This is a genomic window from Dechloromonas denitrificans (assembly GCF_001551835.1).
GTDB lineage: Bacteria > Pseudomonadota > Gammaproteobacteria > Burkholderiales > Rhodocyclaceae > Azonexus > Azonexus denitrificans.
The window spans coordinates 323,811-339,868 of sequence record NZ_LODL01000035.1; the positions used below are offsets into that span (position 1 = coordinate 323,811).

Consider the following 16,058-nt stretch of genomic DNA (forward strand, 5'->3'; position numbering starts at 1 on the left):
TAAACGATTGACCGGACCCGCCTGATATCCCAGACTGTGACTGCTTTCAGGCCCAAGCCGGCGACGCCGTCGCCGCCGGCCCCACCGGAGAAATCGCCATGCCCACCCTCAACCTCGCCCTGCAAGGCGGCGGCGCGCACGGCGCCTTTACCTGGGGCGTGCTCGACGCCCTGCTCGAAGACGGCACGCTCGATTTCGAGGGCGTCAGCGGGACCAGTGCCGGCGCCATGAATGCCGTCTGCCTGGCACACGGCCTGATGGTCGGCGGCCGCGACGGGGCCCGCCGGGCGCTGGCCGATTTCTGGACGGCGGTGGCGAATTCGTCGCCCTTCGATACCGAAAATGCCGCACCGGCCCTGGCGCCGGCCATGAAGATGATGCTGCAATGGGCCGACTACCTGTCGCCGGAACAGCTCAACCCGCTCGACCTCAACCCGCTGCGCGACATCCTCGGCCAGCAGATCGACTTCGCCCGGCTGCGCCACGCCAGCCCGGTCAAGCTGTTCATCGCCGCCACCCACGCCAACTCGGGCAAGCTGCGCATCTTCCACAACCACGAGATGTCGCTCGACGCCCTGCTCGCCTCGGCCTGCCTACCGACCATCCACCGGACCGTGACGATCGACGGCGAACCGTACTGGGATGGCGGCTACAGCGCCAACCCGGCGGTTTTTCCGCTGCTTTACGAATGCACGACGCCGGACATCCTGCTCGTCCTGCTCACCCCGCTGCATTACAGCGAAACGCCGGCCTCGGCCGCCGACATCAAGCTGCGCCTGCGCGAGCTGGCCTTCAATGCCACCTTCCTGCGCGAAATGCGGATGTTCGCTCACCTGCGCGAACAGATCGGCACCAGCTGGCTGCCGGAATGGCTGCCGATCGGCCGCTTCGAACGACGCATCGGCCGCCTGCGCTTTCATGCGATCAGCGCCGATTCGCTGCTCGGCGACCTGCCGGCTGAAAGCAAGCTGGCAGTCAGCCTGCCCTTTTTCGAGCGCCTGCGCGACGACGGCCGGCAACATGCCCGCGACTGGCTGGCCCGGCACCGGGCCGCCCTCGGCCAGCAGGCAACGCTCGACCTGGCCCGGCTGTTTTACTGAGCGACGACGGTTTTTGCCCTTTTTTGGGCGTCGACCGCCGGCCTCAGTTCAGCACGCGCAGCATCGAGCGCGGCGCATCGGCCCCACCCGGCCGTCGGCGCTCGACAAAGACGCTGCCGGCCAGGCTGTCGGCGGCCGGATTCTTGGCCCGCTTTTTCGCCTGTTTCTTGGCGGCCGAGGCCGCCGCCGCCACCTCGCGGTGCGACTCGCACTCGCCGGGCGCGATCTTGACGACGCCGATCGACAGCGTCGGCAGCTGCTGAAAAACGAATTCGCCGCGCCGGTTCTCGGCCATGTAGCCGCCGCGCGCCCGCTCCTCGGCGCTGAGCATGCCGTCCATCGCCTCGGCGAAGGAACGCACCAGTTGCCAGCAGCGCATTTCCCAGTCGGCGCTCTGGAAGATGACGAAGAAATCGTCGCCGCCGATGTGGCCGACGAAATCGCAGCGCGCATCGGCCGCCTCGCCGGTCAGCCGGCCGAGCAGCTGGATCACGTCGTCGCCGCGCCGGTAGCCGTAGGTGTCGTTGTAGGGTTTGAAATTGTCGATATCGACGTAGGCCGCGACAAATTCACCGTCGCTGGCCAGCATGCGGTCGATGTGTTCGTTAATCGGCACGTTGCCCGGCAACTGGGTCAGCGGATTGGCGTAGCGGGCAGCGCTGATCTGCATTTCGGTGATCGTCGCCATCAGGTCGTGGCTGCTGCCGACGCCGAGGTAGCCGCCCTCGTCGGTGACGATGAAGCCGTCGAACAGGTAATGCTTGGGGGCCAGCGACAGCATCATCGCCAGTTGCTGGATGGTGGCATGCTGATCGACGACCAGCGGCGCGTGCTCCATGAACAGTTCGCAACTCTTGCGGCCGAACAGTTCCTTCTGAAACGGCCGGGCGAAGCGATCGATCATGCTGTGCCGATTGATCAGGCCGATCGGCTGCCGTCCATCGACGACTGGCAGCACGTCGAGTTTCGGATCGGCTTCGAAGCGGGCGATGACCAGCGAGTTGCAGGCATCGATTGGCACCGGCTCGATCTCCCGGAGCAAGGTCCGCGCCGTCGGCATCTTGCCCAACACCAGGCCGCTCGGGGTCAGCGACAGTTGCTGGTTGGCCAGCGCACTCAGCGCCGCTGGCGGTAGCTGGCGCAGCGGCACCGGTTCCGGCCGGGCGATGAAATAGCCCTGGCCGCAGGCAATACCCATGTCGCGGATGCAGCAGAAATCCTCACGGCGCTCGATACCCTCGGCGACCAGCGAGGCATTGCAGATCTCGGCCAGATCCTGCATCGCCCGCACGAAGTGGTACTTGATGCGGTCATCGGCAATGCCATGCACGAAATGCTTGTCAATCTTGACGAACTCGGGGCGGACCTCCGACCACATGCGCAGGTTGGCGAAGCCTTCGCCGAGATCGTCGATGGCGATCTGGAAGCCGCGCCCGCGATAGTTCTGCAAGGCCTCCTGGATGCCGGGCAGGTCGGTGATCTGCTGGTTTTCGGTCAGCTCGATGACGATGCGGTTGGGCGCGATGCCCAGTTCGGCAAGCAGGGCGCGGGTGTGGCCATTCATCATCAGCGGGTCGAGCAGACAGCCCGGCGTGACATTGAGAAACAGTCGGCCGGGCAGGCGCTGGGCGGCGAAGGCGCGCAGACTGGCTTCGCGGCAGGCGTGTTCGAGTTCGAGGGCCAGATTGCAGGCTTTGGCGGTGCCGAACAAGGCATCGGGAAATTGCAGCGGCGAATCCTGCGGGCCGCGGATCAGGGCTTCGTAGCCGAGAATGGCCCGCACGCGAAAATCGACAATCGGCTGAAAGACAGGATAAAGCAGCCCCTCGTCGATGATCCGGCGTAGTTCGGCGGCTTCGTCATCCATCAAGACAATCATTGTGTTTCATTCCGGCACAGTAACAATCCGGCGAGTTTAGGAAGTCAATATTTCACTCCGGTGACACCGGAGGCGTTCGTGACAAAAGATCTGCCTGTCACAGCGGCGCAACATTGGCCCGGCAAGATCGTGGCCCCGCCCCGTTTCAGGTCGTCATGAAAACGCTGTTTGCTTCGCTGTTTGGTAAATACCGCGATCTGGTGCTGGCCATCGGCATCTTTCTGCTGATCGACGCCGGCGTCTCCGCCATCAACATCTACACCTCGCGCCAGATCGAGGCCGATGCCGGCCGGATCAACGCGGCCGGCCTGCTGCGCACCTATGCCCAGCAACTGACCAAGGGCCTGCTGACGCTGGAGATGGATCTGCGCAACGGCCAGCGGACCCAGTCGAGCCTGGCCGAAATCTCGGAAGCCCGCCTCGGTTTCGACGACGCCCGCCTCGCCCTCGACAAAAAACTGGCGCAGCCCTCGGCGCTGCCGCTGATCGAGCCGGAAAGCCTGCGCCAGCACGCCCAGGAACAGCTCGCTTCGGTCGTCCGGACCTGGGAGCCGATCGACCGCGAAGTCGGACCGCTGATCGTCAACGCCGACCCCGATCCGGAGTCGGTCGCCCGCGCCGTGCAAAAAGCGGTCACCCGCAACAACCGGCTGACCCAGCAAGCCGACGATCTCAGCGAAATGCTGACTGAAATGGCCAATAAAAAGACGTCGACCGTACGACTGATCCAGGCCATCGCCATTTCGCTGGCCTTCCTCAATTTCGCCTTCATCCTCTTCAAGTTCATCGGCCGGCTGGCCGCCAGCGACCGCCAGACCGCCGCCGCACGCGAGGAAACCGAACGCATCCTGGGCAGCGTCCGCGAAGGCCTTTTCCTGCTCACCGCCGCCCGCACCGTCGGTGGTCAGCGCTCGCAATCGCTCGACCGCATCTTCGGCCAGCAACTGCAGCCCGGCGCCGATTTCCTGGCCTTTCTCGGCCGCCTGACCTCGGCCGCCAATGCCGAGGCGGCGCGGGACTACATCGACCTGCTGTTCAACAAGAAGATGAAGCAGAGCCTGCTCGAACAGTTGAATCCGCTGGTCGAAATCGAACTACTGGCCGAACAGCGGACGAAGAAAAGCCCCAGCCACCTGACCTTCGAATTCAACCAGATTCGCGAGAACGGCCAGGTCGTCGCCCTGCTCGTCACCGTCTTCGACGTTTCGCAGAAGGTCAGGCTGGAACACCAGCTGGCCGGCGCCGAAGCCCGCGCCGACAACGAAATCGCGCTGCTGCTCGGCATCCTCGACCACAACCCGAATGAAGTCGCCGGCTTCCTGCAACGCGCCCGCGACACCCTGCAATTGATCAACGGCGAATTGCAAAATATCCAGCCGCTGCGCCAGCCCTACCCGCAAATGGTCAATCGCATCGCCCGCATCGTGCATGGCCTGAAGGGCGAGGCGGCGACGCTCGGCTGCAGCAGCATCAGCCGCGCGGCGCATGCCTTCGAGGACATCCTGCAGCCCTTGCGCGGCCGCAACGATCTCGCCGGCGACGACCTGATCCCGGTCGCCGTCGGGCTGAGCAGCCTGCTCAGCGAAATCATCAAGGTCGAGGCGGTGGTCAAGCGGGTCCAGCATTTCGCCGGCGGCCAGTCCGACAAGCCGCCACCCGACCCGCTCGGCGACAGCCTGCGCCGCATCGAGCAGTACGCACAGCGGGTGGCTGAAGACCTCAACAAGCAGGTCCGTTTCGAAGCCGCCGTGCCGCGCCTCGACCATTTGCCGCCGGCACTGGCCAGCGTGCTGCGCGAGGCGGTGCCGCAACTGGTGCGCAATGCCATCGCGCACGGCATCGAAGCGCCGGCCGAACGCCTGCGCCAGGGCAAGCCGGCGACCGGCCTGGTTCGCGTCGAACTGACCAGCGAGGCCGACGGCACGCTGACCATGACCATCCACGACGACGGCTGCGGCCTGTCGGTCGAGCAGTTGCGCGGCGTGCTGATCGAACGCGCCCTGTACAGCCCGGCCGAGGTCGCCGCGCTGAGCGACGAGCAGGTCATCGCGACGCTGTTCGAAGCCGGCGTCAGCTCGCTCGACAGCGCCCACCAGCACGCCGGGCGCGGCGACGGCCTGGCCGTCGTCAAGGCTGCGCTGCGCGACCTCGGCGGCCGCCTGCGCATCAACTCCCGGGCCCATTCCCACACCCGTTTCATCATGCAGATCAAACCCGCCTGAGCATGTCTCTCTCCAATATCCTGAGCATGATGATCGTCGATGACTCGATGATCATCCGCAACCGCATCGCCCGCCTGGTCGCCGGCCCGGCACTGCCCCACATCAACATCGCCGGCCTCGCCGCCAACGGTGAAATGGCCGTCGAACTGGCCCGCGACTGCCGGCCCGACCTGATCACCATGGATCTGACCATGCCGCTGCTCGACGGCGAAGCCTGCATCGAGCAGATCATCGACTTCCTGCCGGAGACGAAGATCCTCGTCGTCTCGGCACTGGCCGACAAGGCCACCGCGCTGCGCGCCATCAAGAAGGGCGCCAGCGGCTTTCTGCACAAGCCGTTCACCGACGACGAACTGCTCGAATCCCTGCTCGAACTGATCGACTAAGCATGCGCCACGAACTCCGCCCGGAAGACATCGAAGTCTTCTCAGAAGCCATCACCCATTTCTTCAACACCTGCACCGGCGAAACGGCCAACGTGCGCTCGGCCTACCTGATCGAACACGGCCCGGCCGTGCTCTGGAACGACTTCAACGGCCTGATCGAGATCAGCGGCGCCTACACCGGCAGCGTCTGCTTTTCGGCGCCACGCGCCCTGCTCTCGCACGTCCTGCTCAAGATGGGCGAGTCGGTATTCACCGACGACCGCCACGCCGACATCGTCGGCGAGATCGCCAACACGCTGTCCGGCCGCGCCCGCCGCCATTTCGGCGAGGGCCTGAGCATCGCGCCGCCCCGCCTGCTGAACTATGGCGAGCAATCGTTGCCCAACATCAGCGGCAATCTGCCCTATGCCATCCCGCTCGGCTGGCACGGCTACGAGGCCAGCCTCGTCGTCCAGCTTGCCCCCGGCCCCTGAAGGCAGACCGGCGACAGCAAGCCACCTGTCATTTGCCTGCAATATAGGACTATCATGCTGTCAGCTACGGCCAGTCCTTTCTGCTAAGAGGTTGCAATGATGGAAATGCTGTTCTGCTACTGCTGCCGGGTCCATCACCCGAAAGACCAGATGCGTCCCTTCCGGACCAAACAGGGTTATCGCTGGCGCTGCATCCGCAGCATCGAGGCGGCCGCCTGTTCGCGCCGCGAACGTGACGCCTTCGGCCGCCAGCAAACCGAAATCAATCGCGCCGAGGCGCAACTGGTCGCCGAACGCCTGGCCTTGGTGCGCGTCGAACAAGGTTTCATGCCGGGCTGAAGCGGCTGGCACGCAAACCTTCAAAATTGCCTTATTTGAACGGTCGACCGCCGGGGTCGACCTGAGTCAGCGCTGATCTATTCAGGAATGTCATTCCCGCGAAGGCGGGAATCCAGAAAAATCAACGAACTGGATCCCCGCCTTCGCGGGGATGACGAATATTTTAGCATTTCACTAGAGCACCACCTGCGAGCCAAGCTCGACCACCCGATTCGACGGAATCCTGAAGAAGGCCGTGGCGCTGCCGGCATTTCGGAACATCGCGACAAAGATCAGGCTTCGCCAGTAGGCCATTTCGGAGCCCAGCTTGGGGATCAGCGTTTCCCGGCCGAGGAAGAACGAGGTGTCCATCATGTCGATGGCGAGACCGGCTTCGGCACAGAGGGCCAGCGCTGCCGGAATATCCGGCTCGTCCTTGAAGCCGTACTGGACGATGACCTGATGGAAATTGCCATCCAGATGGTGCACCTCGACCCGGTCCACGTCCGGTACAAACGGTACGTCAAAAACCTGCACGCTGAGGATGATGACTTGCTCGTGCAGTGCCTTGTAGTGCTTCAGGCTGTGCAGCAAGGCGTGCGGTACGGTGGCCGGATTCGGCGTCATGAAGACGGCGGTGCCCGGAACGCGTTCGACGCCCCCTTCGGTGATGCTGGCGATGAACGGTTTCAGTTCCATCGCGTCTTGAGCCAGGCGCATGCCAAGCAGCTCGCGACCGCGCTTCCAGGTGGTGAGCAGGATGAAGATGACCAGGCCAAAGACCAGCGGGAACCAGCCGCCATCGGGAATCTTGATCGAGTTGGCGAGAAAGAAGGCGAGGTCGATACAGATGAAGGGCAAGGCGCCGAGCACGGCGCGCAGCGGACTCCAGTTCCACAGTCGGACGGCGACCGCAATCGCCAGGATATTGGTGATCAGCATGGTGCCGGTGACGGCGATGCCGTAGGCCGCGGCCAGGTTCGACGAACTGCCGAATTCGATGACCAGCGCGATGATCGAGACGAGCAGCAGCCAGTTGATGCCGGGCAGGTAGATCTGGCCGATTTCCCGGTCCGAGGTGTGCTGGATTTCAAGGCGCGGCGTGTAACCCAGTTGAATCGCCTGCTGGGTGATCGAGAAGGCGCCGGAAATTACCGCCTGCGAGGCGATGATGGTGGCGACGGTAGACAGCACGACCAAGGGATACATCGCCCATTCCGGGGCCAGGCGATAAAACGGGTTTTCGACCGCGCTCGGATCGGCGAGCAGCAGCGCCCCCTGGCCGAAATAATTGATGAGCAGGGCCGGCATGACGTAGCCCAGCCACGCATACTGGATCGGCCTGGCGCCGAAATGCCCCATGTCGGCATAGAGCGCTTCGGCACCGGTCATGCAGAGCACGACGGCACCGAGGGCAAAGAAGCCGAGCAGGGAGTTGCCGAGCAGGAACTGGAAGGCATACAGCGGGTTGATCGCCATCAGCACGCCGGGGTGTTCGATGATCGACAGGGTGCCGAGCACCGCCAGCACCGCGAACCAGAGGACCATGACCGGGCCGAACAGCGCGCCGACACTGGCCGTTCCCCGGCGCTGGAAGAGGAACAAGCCAACCAGCACGACCAGCGTGATGGGCAGGATGTAGGGCTTGAAGGCCGGGGTGATGATTTCCAGCCCCTCGACCGCCGACAGCACGGAAATCGCCGGCGTGATGACGCCATCGCCATAAAAGAGGGCGGCCCCGAACAGGCCCAGGGTGATGAGCAGCTTTTGTTGCCAGGAGTCGGGCCTCCCCTTGTGCAGGGCGAGTGTCATCAGGGCGATGATGCCGCCTTCGCCCTTGTTGTTGGCGCGCATGATGAAGGCAACGTACTTGACGGTGACGACGATGATCAGCGACCAGAAGAACAGCGACAGGATGCCCAGCACATTGTCGGGCGTGATCGGCACCGGATGGTGGGCGCCGCCAAACACTTCCTTGATCGAGTAGAGCGGACTGGTGCCGATATCGCCATAGACGATACCGAGGGCGGCCAGGGTCAGCGTTGCCAGACGCTTGTTGTCTTGTTTTTGTTGCATGGTTCTCCCCCTACGGCTGGAAGCGATAGCCGACGCCGGTTTCGGTCAGAAAGTATTTGGGTTGCGTTGGGTCGTCTTCGAGCTTCTGGCGCAGATGGCCGACATAGACCCGCAGATAGTGGCTGCTCTCGATATACGACGGCCCCCAGATTTCGCGCAGCAGGTTGCGCTGGGTCAGCACCTTGCCGGGATGGGCGAGCAGCGTCGACAGCAGGCGATACTCGATCGGCGTCAGATGCACCGGCTCGCCCGCCCGGCTGACCAGGCGCCGCGACAGATCGACGACGATGGCGCCGAATTCGACCAGCGGCGATGCCGTTTCGCCGCTGCGGCTGCGCCGGCGCAGCAGGGCGCGGACGCGCGCCCGCAGTTCGCCGACACTGAAGGGCTTGGTCAGGTAGTCGTCGGCCCCTGCATCCAGTGCGTCGATCTTGTCGTTCTCCTGCGAACGGGCCGAGAGGATGAGCACCGGTACGTCGGACCAGCCGCGCAAGTCGCGGATCAGGTCGATGCCGTTGCCATCCGGCAGGCCGAGGTCGAGGATCAGCAAATCCGGCTGCCGCGAGCCAGCCTCGATCAGCCCCTGGGCCATGGTTTCCGCTTCGCTGACCTGGCAGCCCTCTTCTTCGACGGCCACCCGGACAAAGCGGCGAATCTGCTTCTCGTCCTCGATGACCAGGACTTTGGCCGGCGTGCTCATGCGACTTCCTCCTCGACCACCGGCGGATTGCCGACCGGCAGCGTAAAGCTGACGCAGGCGCCGCCCGCCGGCGGATTGTCGGCCCGAATCCGGCCACCATGGGCTTCGACAATCGCCTTGCAGATCGCCAGGCCGAGGCCGGTACCCGGCTTGCCCGATTCGGGCTGGCCACGCACGAACATGTTGAACAGTTCCTCGCGCCGCTCTGTAGGGAAACCCGGGCCGTGGTCGCGGATGGCGATTTCGACGAGGTCGCCCTGGCGCTGGGCGCTCAGCTCGATGGCGGTTTGCGGCGGGGCGTATTTGGCGGCGTTTTCCAGCAGATTGCACAGCACGCGTTCGATGAGCACCGCGTCAAAATTGAGGAGCGGCAGGTCCCGCGCCAGATCGACCTTGACCGGATGCTCGGCCAGCGCATTGCCGAGCAGCTTGATGCCGGCCCCGATGACTTCCTCCAGCGGTTGCCATTCGCGGCGCAGGGTGACCTCGCCGGCGTTGAGTCGCGCCATGTCGAGCAGGTTGCCGACCAGCCCAGCCAGTCTGGCCGACTGTTCATGCAGGGCCTGGGCGGTTTCCAGCGCGACCGCCGGCAAGGCGGGTTTGACCAGGAACAGCGAGTCGGCCAGGCCGACCATCGCGGTCAGCGGCGTGCGCAGATCGTGCGAGAGGGCCGACAGGATGGAACTGCGCAGGCGTTCGGTCAGCATTTTGACTTCCGTGCCCTGGGCCACCTCGACGTAGTGCAGGCGCTCCAGGGCAACCGCGACCAGCGAAGCAAGCGCTTCGAGCAGCGACAGCGTTGCCGGCGTCGGTTCCAGGGGATTGTCGGCAAAGCGGACGGCGAGCACGCCGCGAATCCGCATCGAAGCGCGCAGCGGCAGATAGAGCGGTGCATAGCCCAGGCCGCTGACTTCGTCGCTGCGAACCAGCTTGCCGCTCTCCAGCGCGACCAGGGCCAGGTGGCTTTCGACCGGCAGGGCATTGGCAGAGTCGGCGGCAAGCAATCGATGCCGGCTCTCGTCCGGCAACAGGATGGCGGATTGAGCGGCGAGTTGCTCCTTGATGAAGGCTTCCGAAATCTCGACGACCTGCTCTTTGCTCAGACTGCCGGCCAGTTGGCGGGCCAGCTGGTAGAGGCCCTGCGTGCGCTGTTCGCGGACTTCGGCTTCCTGTGCCTTCTGCCTGAGGACCGAAGTAAAATGCGTCGTCGTCAGGGCGGTGACCAGCATCACTGTGAAGGTCACCAGATACTGGATGTCGCTGACGGCCAGCGAGAAGCGCGGGCTAACGAAAAAGAGGTCGAACAGCAGCACGCTGAGAATCGACGCCAGCACCGCCGCGTTTCGCCCCAGTTTGACCGAGATCACCAGCACGGTGAGCAGGAACAGCATGACGATGTTGGCCAGATCGAGATGGCCGAGCAACGGGGTCGCCACTGCCGCGGTGCCGAGGCAGGCAAGGACGGTCAGCCAGATATTGCGGCCGGCTTGCAATGCCGGCTTGGCGTCGAGCGAACGGGCGGTGGCTTCCATGTCGCGTTTCCTGAAAGGGGATACCCACAGACTAGGTGACCCGGTATAAAAACGCTGACCATTCTGGCGCGGGCGCCGTAAAAATTTCGTAAAGATTGCCGGCACCACGGCCGGCTTGCCGGTTGGATGTGTAAAACCAGCCGGTGATTCCCGCGCCGGCGCCCCGAAGGAAGTACCCTTGGGGTACGGGAATCCAGCGACCTATGGATCCCCGCCTGCGCGGGGATGACGGTGGCTACTCTCGGCAATAGCACCGAATTGACGATGCAGAACGCTAGTCGTCCACCACGTCGCCGCCCCATTCGGCAACGAAATCGTCGCGGAACGCGCGCAGCCAGGCCAGCCGGCGTTCGCCCATGGCGCGGCCGGCGGCTGTGCTCATCGTCGCCGGCAAGGTCGCCAGTTTGACTTCGATGTGATCGAGGGCGTAGATCCGGTCGTCCATCGCCCGGGCCCGGGCCAGCGGGTCGCTCGGGTGGGCCAGCGCGCTGCCCATCCGGCCGGCGGTGTAATAGAGGCGGGCCAGGCCGACGGCACCCAGTGCATCGAGCCGGTCGGCGTCCTGCACGATGCGCGCTTCGATGGTGAGCGGCGCGATGCCGGCTGAAAAACTGTGGGCCTCGATGGCATGCGCCAGCCCGGCCAGCTTGTCGGCCGGGAAGCCGAGCTTGCCCAGTTCGTCGCAGGCCCGGACAGCCGCCTGGCGCGAGGCGAGGTGACGCTCGGGATCGTTCTTCGGCAGATTGACCAGATCGTGCAGATAGCAGGCGGCCAGCACGATCAAAGCGTCGGCCCCCGGGTAGTCCTTGAGCAGCGCCTGGGCGTTTTTCCAGACCCGATGTAGATGGTTCAGGTCGTGCGCGCCGTCGTCCGCCGCATCGGCGACAGCCAGTTGCATCAGGCGCGCGCGCCAGGGATCGAGGTCATTCATCGGCATCTGTTTTCCCGGGCCCGGGCGGCAAGTTTGGCAAAAGGGCCGGGCGCCAACCCGACCCCGGCGGTCAACCGCCTATTTAACGCGGATTCCCGGTTGTGGCAAGGAACGCCAGTATTGCGGCGGCACCACCACCTGGGCGCCGAGCTCGGTGGCGGCATGCCACGGCCAGCGCGGGTCGTAGAGGATGCCGCGAGCCAGCGCCACCATGTCGGCCTGGCCGGAAGCGACGATCGCTTCGGCCTGGGCGGCTTCGGTAATCATGCCGACGGCGATGGTCGGCAAGCCGCTTTCCCGGCGAATCCGTTCAGCCAGCGCCACCTGATAGCCCGGGCCGACCGTGATCTGCTGCTGCGGCGACAGGCCGCCGCTGGAAACGTGGATGAAGTCACAGCCCAGCTCGCGCAGAGCCTGGGCGAAGACGACGCTCTGTTCGACATCCCAGCCGCCGGCCACCCAGTCGGTCGCCGAAATGCGGATACCGACCGCCAGCGTCGGCACGGCGGCACGGACGGCGGCAAAGACGGCGAGCGGGAAACGCAGGCGGTTTTCCAGCGTACCGCCGTACTGGTCATCGCGCTGGTTGCTCAAGGGCGACAGGAACTGGTGCAGCAGGTAGCCGTGGGCGGCGTGGATTTCGATGGCGTCGATGCCGAGCCGCTGTGCCCGTTGGGCGGCGCTGACGAAGGCGGCCAGCACGCGGTCGAGGCCGGCCTGATCGAGCGCCTGCGGGGCCGGCTCATTGGGTTGAAACGGGATGGCCGAGGGCGCCACGGTCGGCCAGCCGCCTTCACTGGGCGGCACCAGGCCACCGCCCTGCCAGGGTACGTGGTTGGAAGCCTTGCGACCGGCATGGGCGAGCTGGATGGCGATCGGCATCGAGGAATGGCTACGCACTGCGGTCAACACCCGGCCGAGGGCATTTTCCGTGGCGTCCGACCACAGGCCGAGATCGGCCGGCGAAATACGACCTTCCGGTTCGACCGCAGTGGCCTCGATGATCAGCAGGCCGGCGCCGGAATGGCTCAAGTTGCCGTAGTGCATCAGGTGCCAGTCGGTCGCTTCGCCGTTGTCGGCCGAATACTGGCACATCGGCGCGATCGCGATGCGGTTGGGCAGGCGCAGCGGGCCGATCGAATAGGGGGTGAACAGCTGGCTCATGGGCGTTTCCTTAATTGTGTGAGCGGACATCTCAAAAACCTTCAAGCACGATCTTGCCGATACTGCGGCCGCTTTCGAGAATCCTGTGGGCCTGGCGCAGATTGGCGGCGTTGATCCGCCCGAGATGCTGCTGTGCCGTGCTGCGGATCACGCCCTGCTCGACCAGGCGCGCCAGTTCGTCGAGCAGGCGATGCTGCGCCACCATGTCGGCGGTCTGGAACAGCGAGCGGGTGAACATCAATTCCCAGTGCAGGCTCAGGCTCTTGCGTTTGAGCAGGCGGACATCGATCGGTTCCGGATCGTCGATCAGCGCCAGCTTGCCTTGCGGCGCGAGAATTTCGACCAGTTCGGGGAAATGGCGGTCGGTCTGGGTCAGGCTGATCACGTAGCCGACCGGCGGCAGCTTCAGGGCCGCCACTTGCGGCAGCATCGGCTGGCTATGGTCGATCACCTGATGCGCACCGAGTTCGCTAGCCCAGGCGCGGGTTTCCGGCCGCGAGGCGGTGGCGATCACGGTCAGGTCGGTCAACTGGCGGGCGAGCTGGATCAGGACCGAGCCGACCCCGCCGGCGGCGCCGACGATGAGCAGGCTGGCCGGCTGCCCGGCCCCGGCCAGCGGCACTTGCAGGCGGTCGAAGAGGAGCTCCCAGGCGGTGATGCCGGTCAGCGGCAGAGCGGCCGCCTCGGCCGGCGCGATGCCTTGCGGCGCATGCCCGACCAGGCGTTCGTCGACCAGGTGGAATTCACTGTTGCTGCCGGCCCGGTCGATGGCGCCGGCGTACCAGACGGCGTCGCCAACCTTGAACAACGACACCTCCGGCCCGACTTCGCGAACGATACCGACCGCGTCCCAGCCGAGCACCTTGTATTCGCCGGCGGCCGGGGCCGCGCTACGGCGCACCTTGGTATCGACCGGATTGACCGAGATCGCCTGCACCTCGACCAGCAGGTCGCGGCCGGTGGCCTGCGGCCGCGGCAGTTCGATGTCGAGCAGGCTGTCGGGGGCGTCGAGCGGGCCGGGTTGGCGGTAAGCGATGGCTTTCATGGGGCACCTTGCAGAAGTTTGGATGCAGCGAGTGTAGGCCTCGGCCAGCCGCTTGATAATCCGCCGCTCGCTTGATTTAATATCAAAATATTTTTGAAAATAGGCGGCAACATGCTCAATCTGGCCGACATCCAGCTCTTCATCCGGGTCAGCGAAAGCGGCGGCATCAGCGGTGCGGCACGTGCCTTGGGTCTGACGCCGGCAGCCGCCAGCGCCGCCATCAAGCGCCTGGAACGGCAGGTGGCGAGCCAGTTGTTCGAGCGCTCGACCCGCTCACTGCGGCTGACCCAGGCCGGCGAGGATTTTCTCGGCTACTGCCGACAGTCGGTGCTGGCCCTGGAGGAAGGGCTGGCCGCATTGCGCGACGGACGCGAGGAACTCTCCGGCGAAATCCATCTCGGCGCCCCGTCCGATCTGGGCCGCGATCGCCTGGACCGGATGCTCGAACCCTTTCGCCAGCGCCACCCGCAGATCCGGCTGATCATGCACCTGTCGGACGGCATCCACGACCTCTATCGCAACCCGATCGACCTCGTACTGCGCTACGGCCTGCTCCGCGACTCGACGCTGATCGCGCGCAAGCTGTGCGACAACAGCCGGGCGGTGTGCGCGGCGCCGGCCTACCTGGCGCGGGCCGGGCGACCGGCGAGCTTCGAAGACCTCGCCGAGCACAACTGCATCTGCTTCTACCGCAACGGCGAGCCCTACAACCGCTGGCGGCTGTTCGACCAAGGCCAGGCCCGCGAAGTGGTGGTCAGCGGCGACCGCGCCGCCGACGACGGGGCGATGGTGCGCCAGTGGGCGCTGCAGGGCTGCGGCATCGTTTACAAGTCGCGGCTCGACATCGCCGACGACCTGGCCAGCGGCCGGCTGATCGACCTCTTTCCGGCGGCGCAAGGCGAGCCGGTGCCGCTCTTTGCCGTCTATCCCAGCCGCCAGTACCCGCCGGCCCGGTTGCAGGCCCTGCTCGAATTCCTGCAGGGCGCCTTCGCGGCCTAGAGCAGCCCTTCGAAGAGCTGGACCTGGACGCTGTCGCCGGCCGCCACGCCGGCGCAGTCTTCCGGCAGGATGACGAAACAGTTGGCCTCGGACATCGAACGCAGCACGCCGGAGCCCTGGTTGCCGGTGGTTTTGACCTGCCAGGAGCCGTTGACCGCAGCAATCGCGCCGCGCAGGTATTCCCGCCGGCCCGGCTGCTTCTTGATCGCGTTGGCGGCAACCACGGTCAGCAAGGGGCGCTCCGGCAGCGGGTCCTGGCCGGACAGGCGGCGCAGCGCATCGAGCGCGAACTGCGTGTAGCTGACCATCACGGCAACCGGGTTGCCGGGCAGGCCGAACAACCAGGCCTGGCCGATGCGGCCGAAAGCCATCGGCCGGCCGGGCTTGATGTTCAGTTTCCAGAACTTGACCTGGCCGAGCTTGGCAAGGATTTCCCGGACGAAATCGGCTTCGCCGACCGAAACGCCGCCGGTCGTGATGATCGCATCGGCGATCTGGGCGGCTTCGACCAGCGTCGCTTCGAGCGCCGCCGGCTGGTCGGGGACGACACCGAGGTCGATGACGTCGGCGCCAAGGCGGGCGAGCAGGCCGTGCAATGTGTAGCGGTTGCTATCGTAGATCTGGCCGGGGGCCAGCGGCTGGCCGATCGAGGCCAGTTCGTCGCCGGTCGAGAAGAAGGCGACGCGCAAGCGGCGCTTGACCGCCACTTCGCCGATGCCGAGCGAGGCGATCAGGCCCAGTTCAGCCGGCCCGATCAGTTTGCCGGCAGCGAGTGCGACGGCGCCCCGGGCGAGATCCTCGCCGGCCCGCCGGGTGTTCTGGCCGGCCCGCTGGCCGGGTGGGACGATGACGACCGAACCCTCCAGGCGCGCCACTTCCTGGACGACGACGCTGTCGGCGCCGGCCGGCAGCACGGCACCGGTCATGATGCGCACCGCCTGTCCCTTGCCGACCTGGCCGGAGAAGGCGTTGCCGGCGAAGGCGGTGCCGACGACGTTCAGGCGTGTCTCGCCGTCGGGCGCCAGGCTGTCGAAGCGGATCGCGTAGCCGTCCATCGCCGAGTTGTCATGGGCCGGTACGTCGTGCGGCGCGATGATGTCGGCGGCCAGGATGCGGCCCAGCGCACTGCGCACCGGCACCAATTCATGGCCGGCAATCGGCGTGATTTCGGCCAGCATGCGCTGGCAGGCTTCGGCAGCGGACAGGGAAGGATTGGCGTGCTCGCTCATCGTG

14 protein-coding genes are annotated in these 16,058 nt (G+C 65.5%); 6 read left to right on the plus strand and 8 right to left on the minus strand.

What is annotated here, in order from left to right:
* Window positions 1-98 precede the first annotated feature (98 nt).
* Entirely contained in the window at window positions 99-1,100 is a 1,002-nt protein-coding gene (locus AT959_RS16295) for a patatin-like phospholipase family protein (RefSeq protein WP_066885275.1), read from the plus strand.
* Window positions 1,101-1,143: 43 nt separating this feature from the next.
* Here AT959_RS16295 and AT959_RS16300 read toward each other — a convergent pair whose 3' ends face one another.
* The gene (locus AT959_RS16300; RefSeq protein ID WP_066885278.1) at window positions 1,144-2,979 is read right to left on the minus strand and encodes an EAL domain-containing protein; all 1,836 of its coding nucleotides are present in this window, start codon (window positions 2,977-2,979) and stop codon (window positions 1,144-1,146) included.
* 155 nt (window positions 2,980-3,134) lie between these two features.
* Between AT959_RS16300 and AT959_RS16305 the strand changes: the two genes are divergently transcribed.
* The 4 genes from AT959_RS16305 (at window position 3,135) to AT959_RS16320 (ending at window position 6,399) form a co-directional block, all read left to right on the plus strand.
* Window positions 3,135-5,201, plus strand: coding sequence for an ATP-binding protein (locus AT959_RS16305; RefSeq protein ID WP_066885281.1), 2,067 nt, complete (start codon window positions 3,135-3,137; stop codon window positions 5,199-5,201).
* Between the two features lie 2 nt (window positions 5,202-5,203).
* Window positions 5,204-5,587, plus strand: a complete 384-nt coding sequence (locus tag AT959_RS16310) for a response regulator transcription factor (protein WP_205629947.1) — start codon at window positions 5,204-5,206, stop codon at window positions 5,585-5,587.
* Window positions 5,588-5,589: 2 nt separating this feature from the next.
* Window positions 5,590-6,060: a chemotaxis protein CheX gene (locus AT959_RS16315; protein WP_066885284.1), complete on the plus strand. Its 471-nt coding sequence runs from the start codon at window positions 5,590-5,592 to the stop codon at window positions 6,058-6,060.
* A 96-nt stretch (window positions 6,061-6,156) separates the two neighbouring features.
* On the plus strand, window positions 6,157-6,399 hold the full coding sequence (locus AT959_RS16320) for a hypothetical protein (protein WP_066885288.1): 243 nt from the start codon (window positions 6,157-6,159) through the stop codon (window positions 6,397-6,399).
* Window positions 6,400-6,573: 174 nt separating this feature from the next.
* Here the strand turns inward: AT959_RS16320 and AT959_RS16325 are convergent, their stop codons facing one another.
* From AT959_RS16325 to AT959_RS16350, 6 genes are all read right to left on the minus strand, one after another.
* Window positions 6,574-8,454 (minus strand): potassium transporter Kup, encoded by a 1,881-nt coding sequence (locus AT959_RS16325; RefSeq protein ID WP_066885292.1) that lies wholly within the window; start codon window positions 8,452-8,454, stop codon window positions 6,574-6,576.
* A 10-nt stretch (window positions 8,455-8,464) separates the two neighbouring features.
* Window positions 8,465-9,154: a two-component system response regulator KdpE gene (gene kdpE, locus AT959_RS16330; protein WP_066885294.1), complete on the minus strand. Its 690-nt coding sequence runs from the start codon at window positions 9,152-9,154 to the stop codon at window positions 8,465-8,467.
* Window positions 9,151-10,686, minus strand: a complete 1,536-nt coding sequence (locus tag AT959_RS16335; RefSeq protein WP_066885296.1) for an ATP-binding protein — start codon at window positions 10,684-10,686, stop codon at window positions 9,151-9,153. The genes kdpE and AT959_RS16335 overlap by 4 nt, the downstream gene beginning before the upstream one ends.
* A gap of 274 nt (window positions 10,687-10,960) precedes the next feature.
* Window positions 10,961-11,623, minus strand: coding sequence for an HD domain-containing protein (locus tag AT959_RS16340; RefSeq protein ID WP_240481866.1), 663 nt, complete (start codon window positions 11,621-11,623; stop codon window positions 10,961-10,963).
* Between the two features lie 72 nt (window positions 11,624-11,695).
* Window positions 11,696-12,781 (minus strand): NADH:flavin oxidoreductase/NADH oxidase, encoded by a 1,086-nt coding sequence (locus AT959_RS16345; RefSeq protein ID WP_066885299.1) that lies wholly within the window; start codon window positions 12,779-12,781, stop codon window positions 11,696-11,698.
* 31 nt (window positions 12,782-12,812) lie between these two features.
* Complete coding sequence (locus AT959_RS16350) at window positions 12,813-13,826, minus strand: zinc-binding alcohol dehydrogenase family protein (RefSeq protein WP_066885303.1); 1,014 nt, start codon at window positions 13,824-13,826, stop codon at window positions 12,813-12,815.
* 111 nt (window positions 13,827-13,937) lie between these two features.
* Between AT959_RS16350 and AT959_RS16355 the strand changes: the two genes are divergently transcribed.
* A complete protein-coding gene (locus AT959_RS16355) occupies window positions 13,938-14,825 on the plus strand; it encodes a LysR family transcriptional regulator (protein WP_066885305.1) in 888 nt (295 codons plus the stop codon).
* On the opposite strand, the gene moeA is transcribed toward AT959_RS16355, so the two are convergent.
* Window positions 14,822-16,054: a molybdopterin molybdotransferase MoeA gene (gene moeA / locus AT959_RS16360; protein ID WP_066885307.1), complete on the minus strand. Its 1,233-nt coding sequence runs from the start codon at window positions 16,052-16,054 to the stop codon at window positions 14,822-14,824. The two genes, AT959_RS16355 and moeA, sit on opposite strands and share 4 nt — an antisense overlap.
* Window positions 16,055-16,058 lie beyond the last annotated feature (4 nt).

Coding starts and splice junctions, on each gene's coding strand:
- AT959_RS16295 (WP_066885275.1), top strand. CDS start 99: ATGCCCACCCTCAACCTCGCCCTGCAAGGCGGCGGCGCGCACGGCGCC.
- AT959_RS16300 (WP_066885278.1), bottom strand. CDS start 2,979: ATGATTGTCTTGATGGATGACGAAGCCGCCGAACTACGCCGGATCATC.
- AT959_RS16305 (WP_066885281.1), top strand. CDS start 3,135: ATGAAAACGCTGTTTGCTTCGCTGTTTGGTAAATACCGCGATCTGGTG.
- AT959_RS16310 (WP_205629947.1), top strand. CDS start 5,204: ATGTCTCTCTCCAATATCCTGAGCATGATGATCGTCGATGACTCGATG.
- AT959_RS16315 (WP_066885284.1), top strand. CDS start 5,590: ATGCGCCACGAACTCCGCCCGGAAGACATCGAAGTCTTCTCAGAAGCC.
- AT959_RS16320 (WP_066885288.1), top strand. CDS start 6,157: ATGATGGAAATGCTGTTCTGCTACTGCTGCCGGGTCCATCACCCGAAA.
- AT959_RS16325 (WP_066885292.1), bottom strand. CDS start 8,454: ATGCAACAAAAACAAGACAACAAGCGTCTGGCAACGCTGACCCTGGCC.
- kdpE (WP_066885294.1), bottom strand. CDS start 9,154: ATGAGCACGCCGGCCAAAGTCCTGGTCATCGAGGACGAGAAGCAGATT.
- AT959_RS16335 (WP_066885296.1), bottom strand. CDS start 10,686: ATGGAAGCCACCGCCCGTTCGCTCGACGCCAAGCCGGCATTGCAAGCC.
- AT959_RS16340 (WP_240481866.1), bottom strand. CDS start 11,623: ATGCCGATGAATGACCTCGATCCCTGGCGCGCGCGCCTGATGCAACTG.
- AT959_RS16345 (WP_066885299.1), bottom strand. CDS start 12,781: ATGAGCCAGCTGTTCACCCCCTATTCGATCGGCCCGCTGCGCCTGCCC.
- AT959_RS16350 (WP_066885303.1), bottom strand. CDS start 13,826: ATGAAAGCCATCGCTTACCGCCAACCCGGCCCGCTCGACGCCCCCGAC.
- AT959_RS16355 (WP_066885305.1), top strand. CDS start 13,938: ATGCTCAATCTGGCCGACATCCAGCTCTTCATCCGGGTCAGCGAAAGC.
- moeA (WP_066885307.1), bottom strand. CDS start 16,054: ATGAGCGAGCACGCCAATCCTTCCCTGTCCGCTGCCGAAGCCTGCCAG.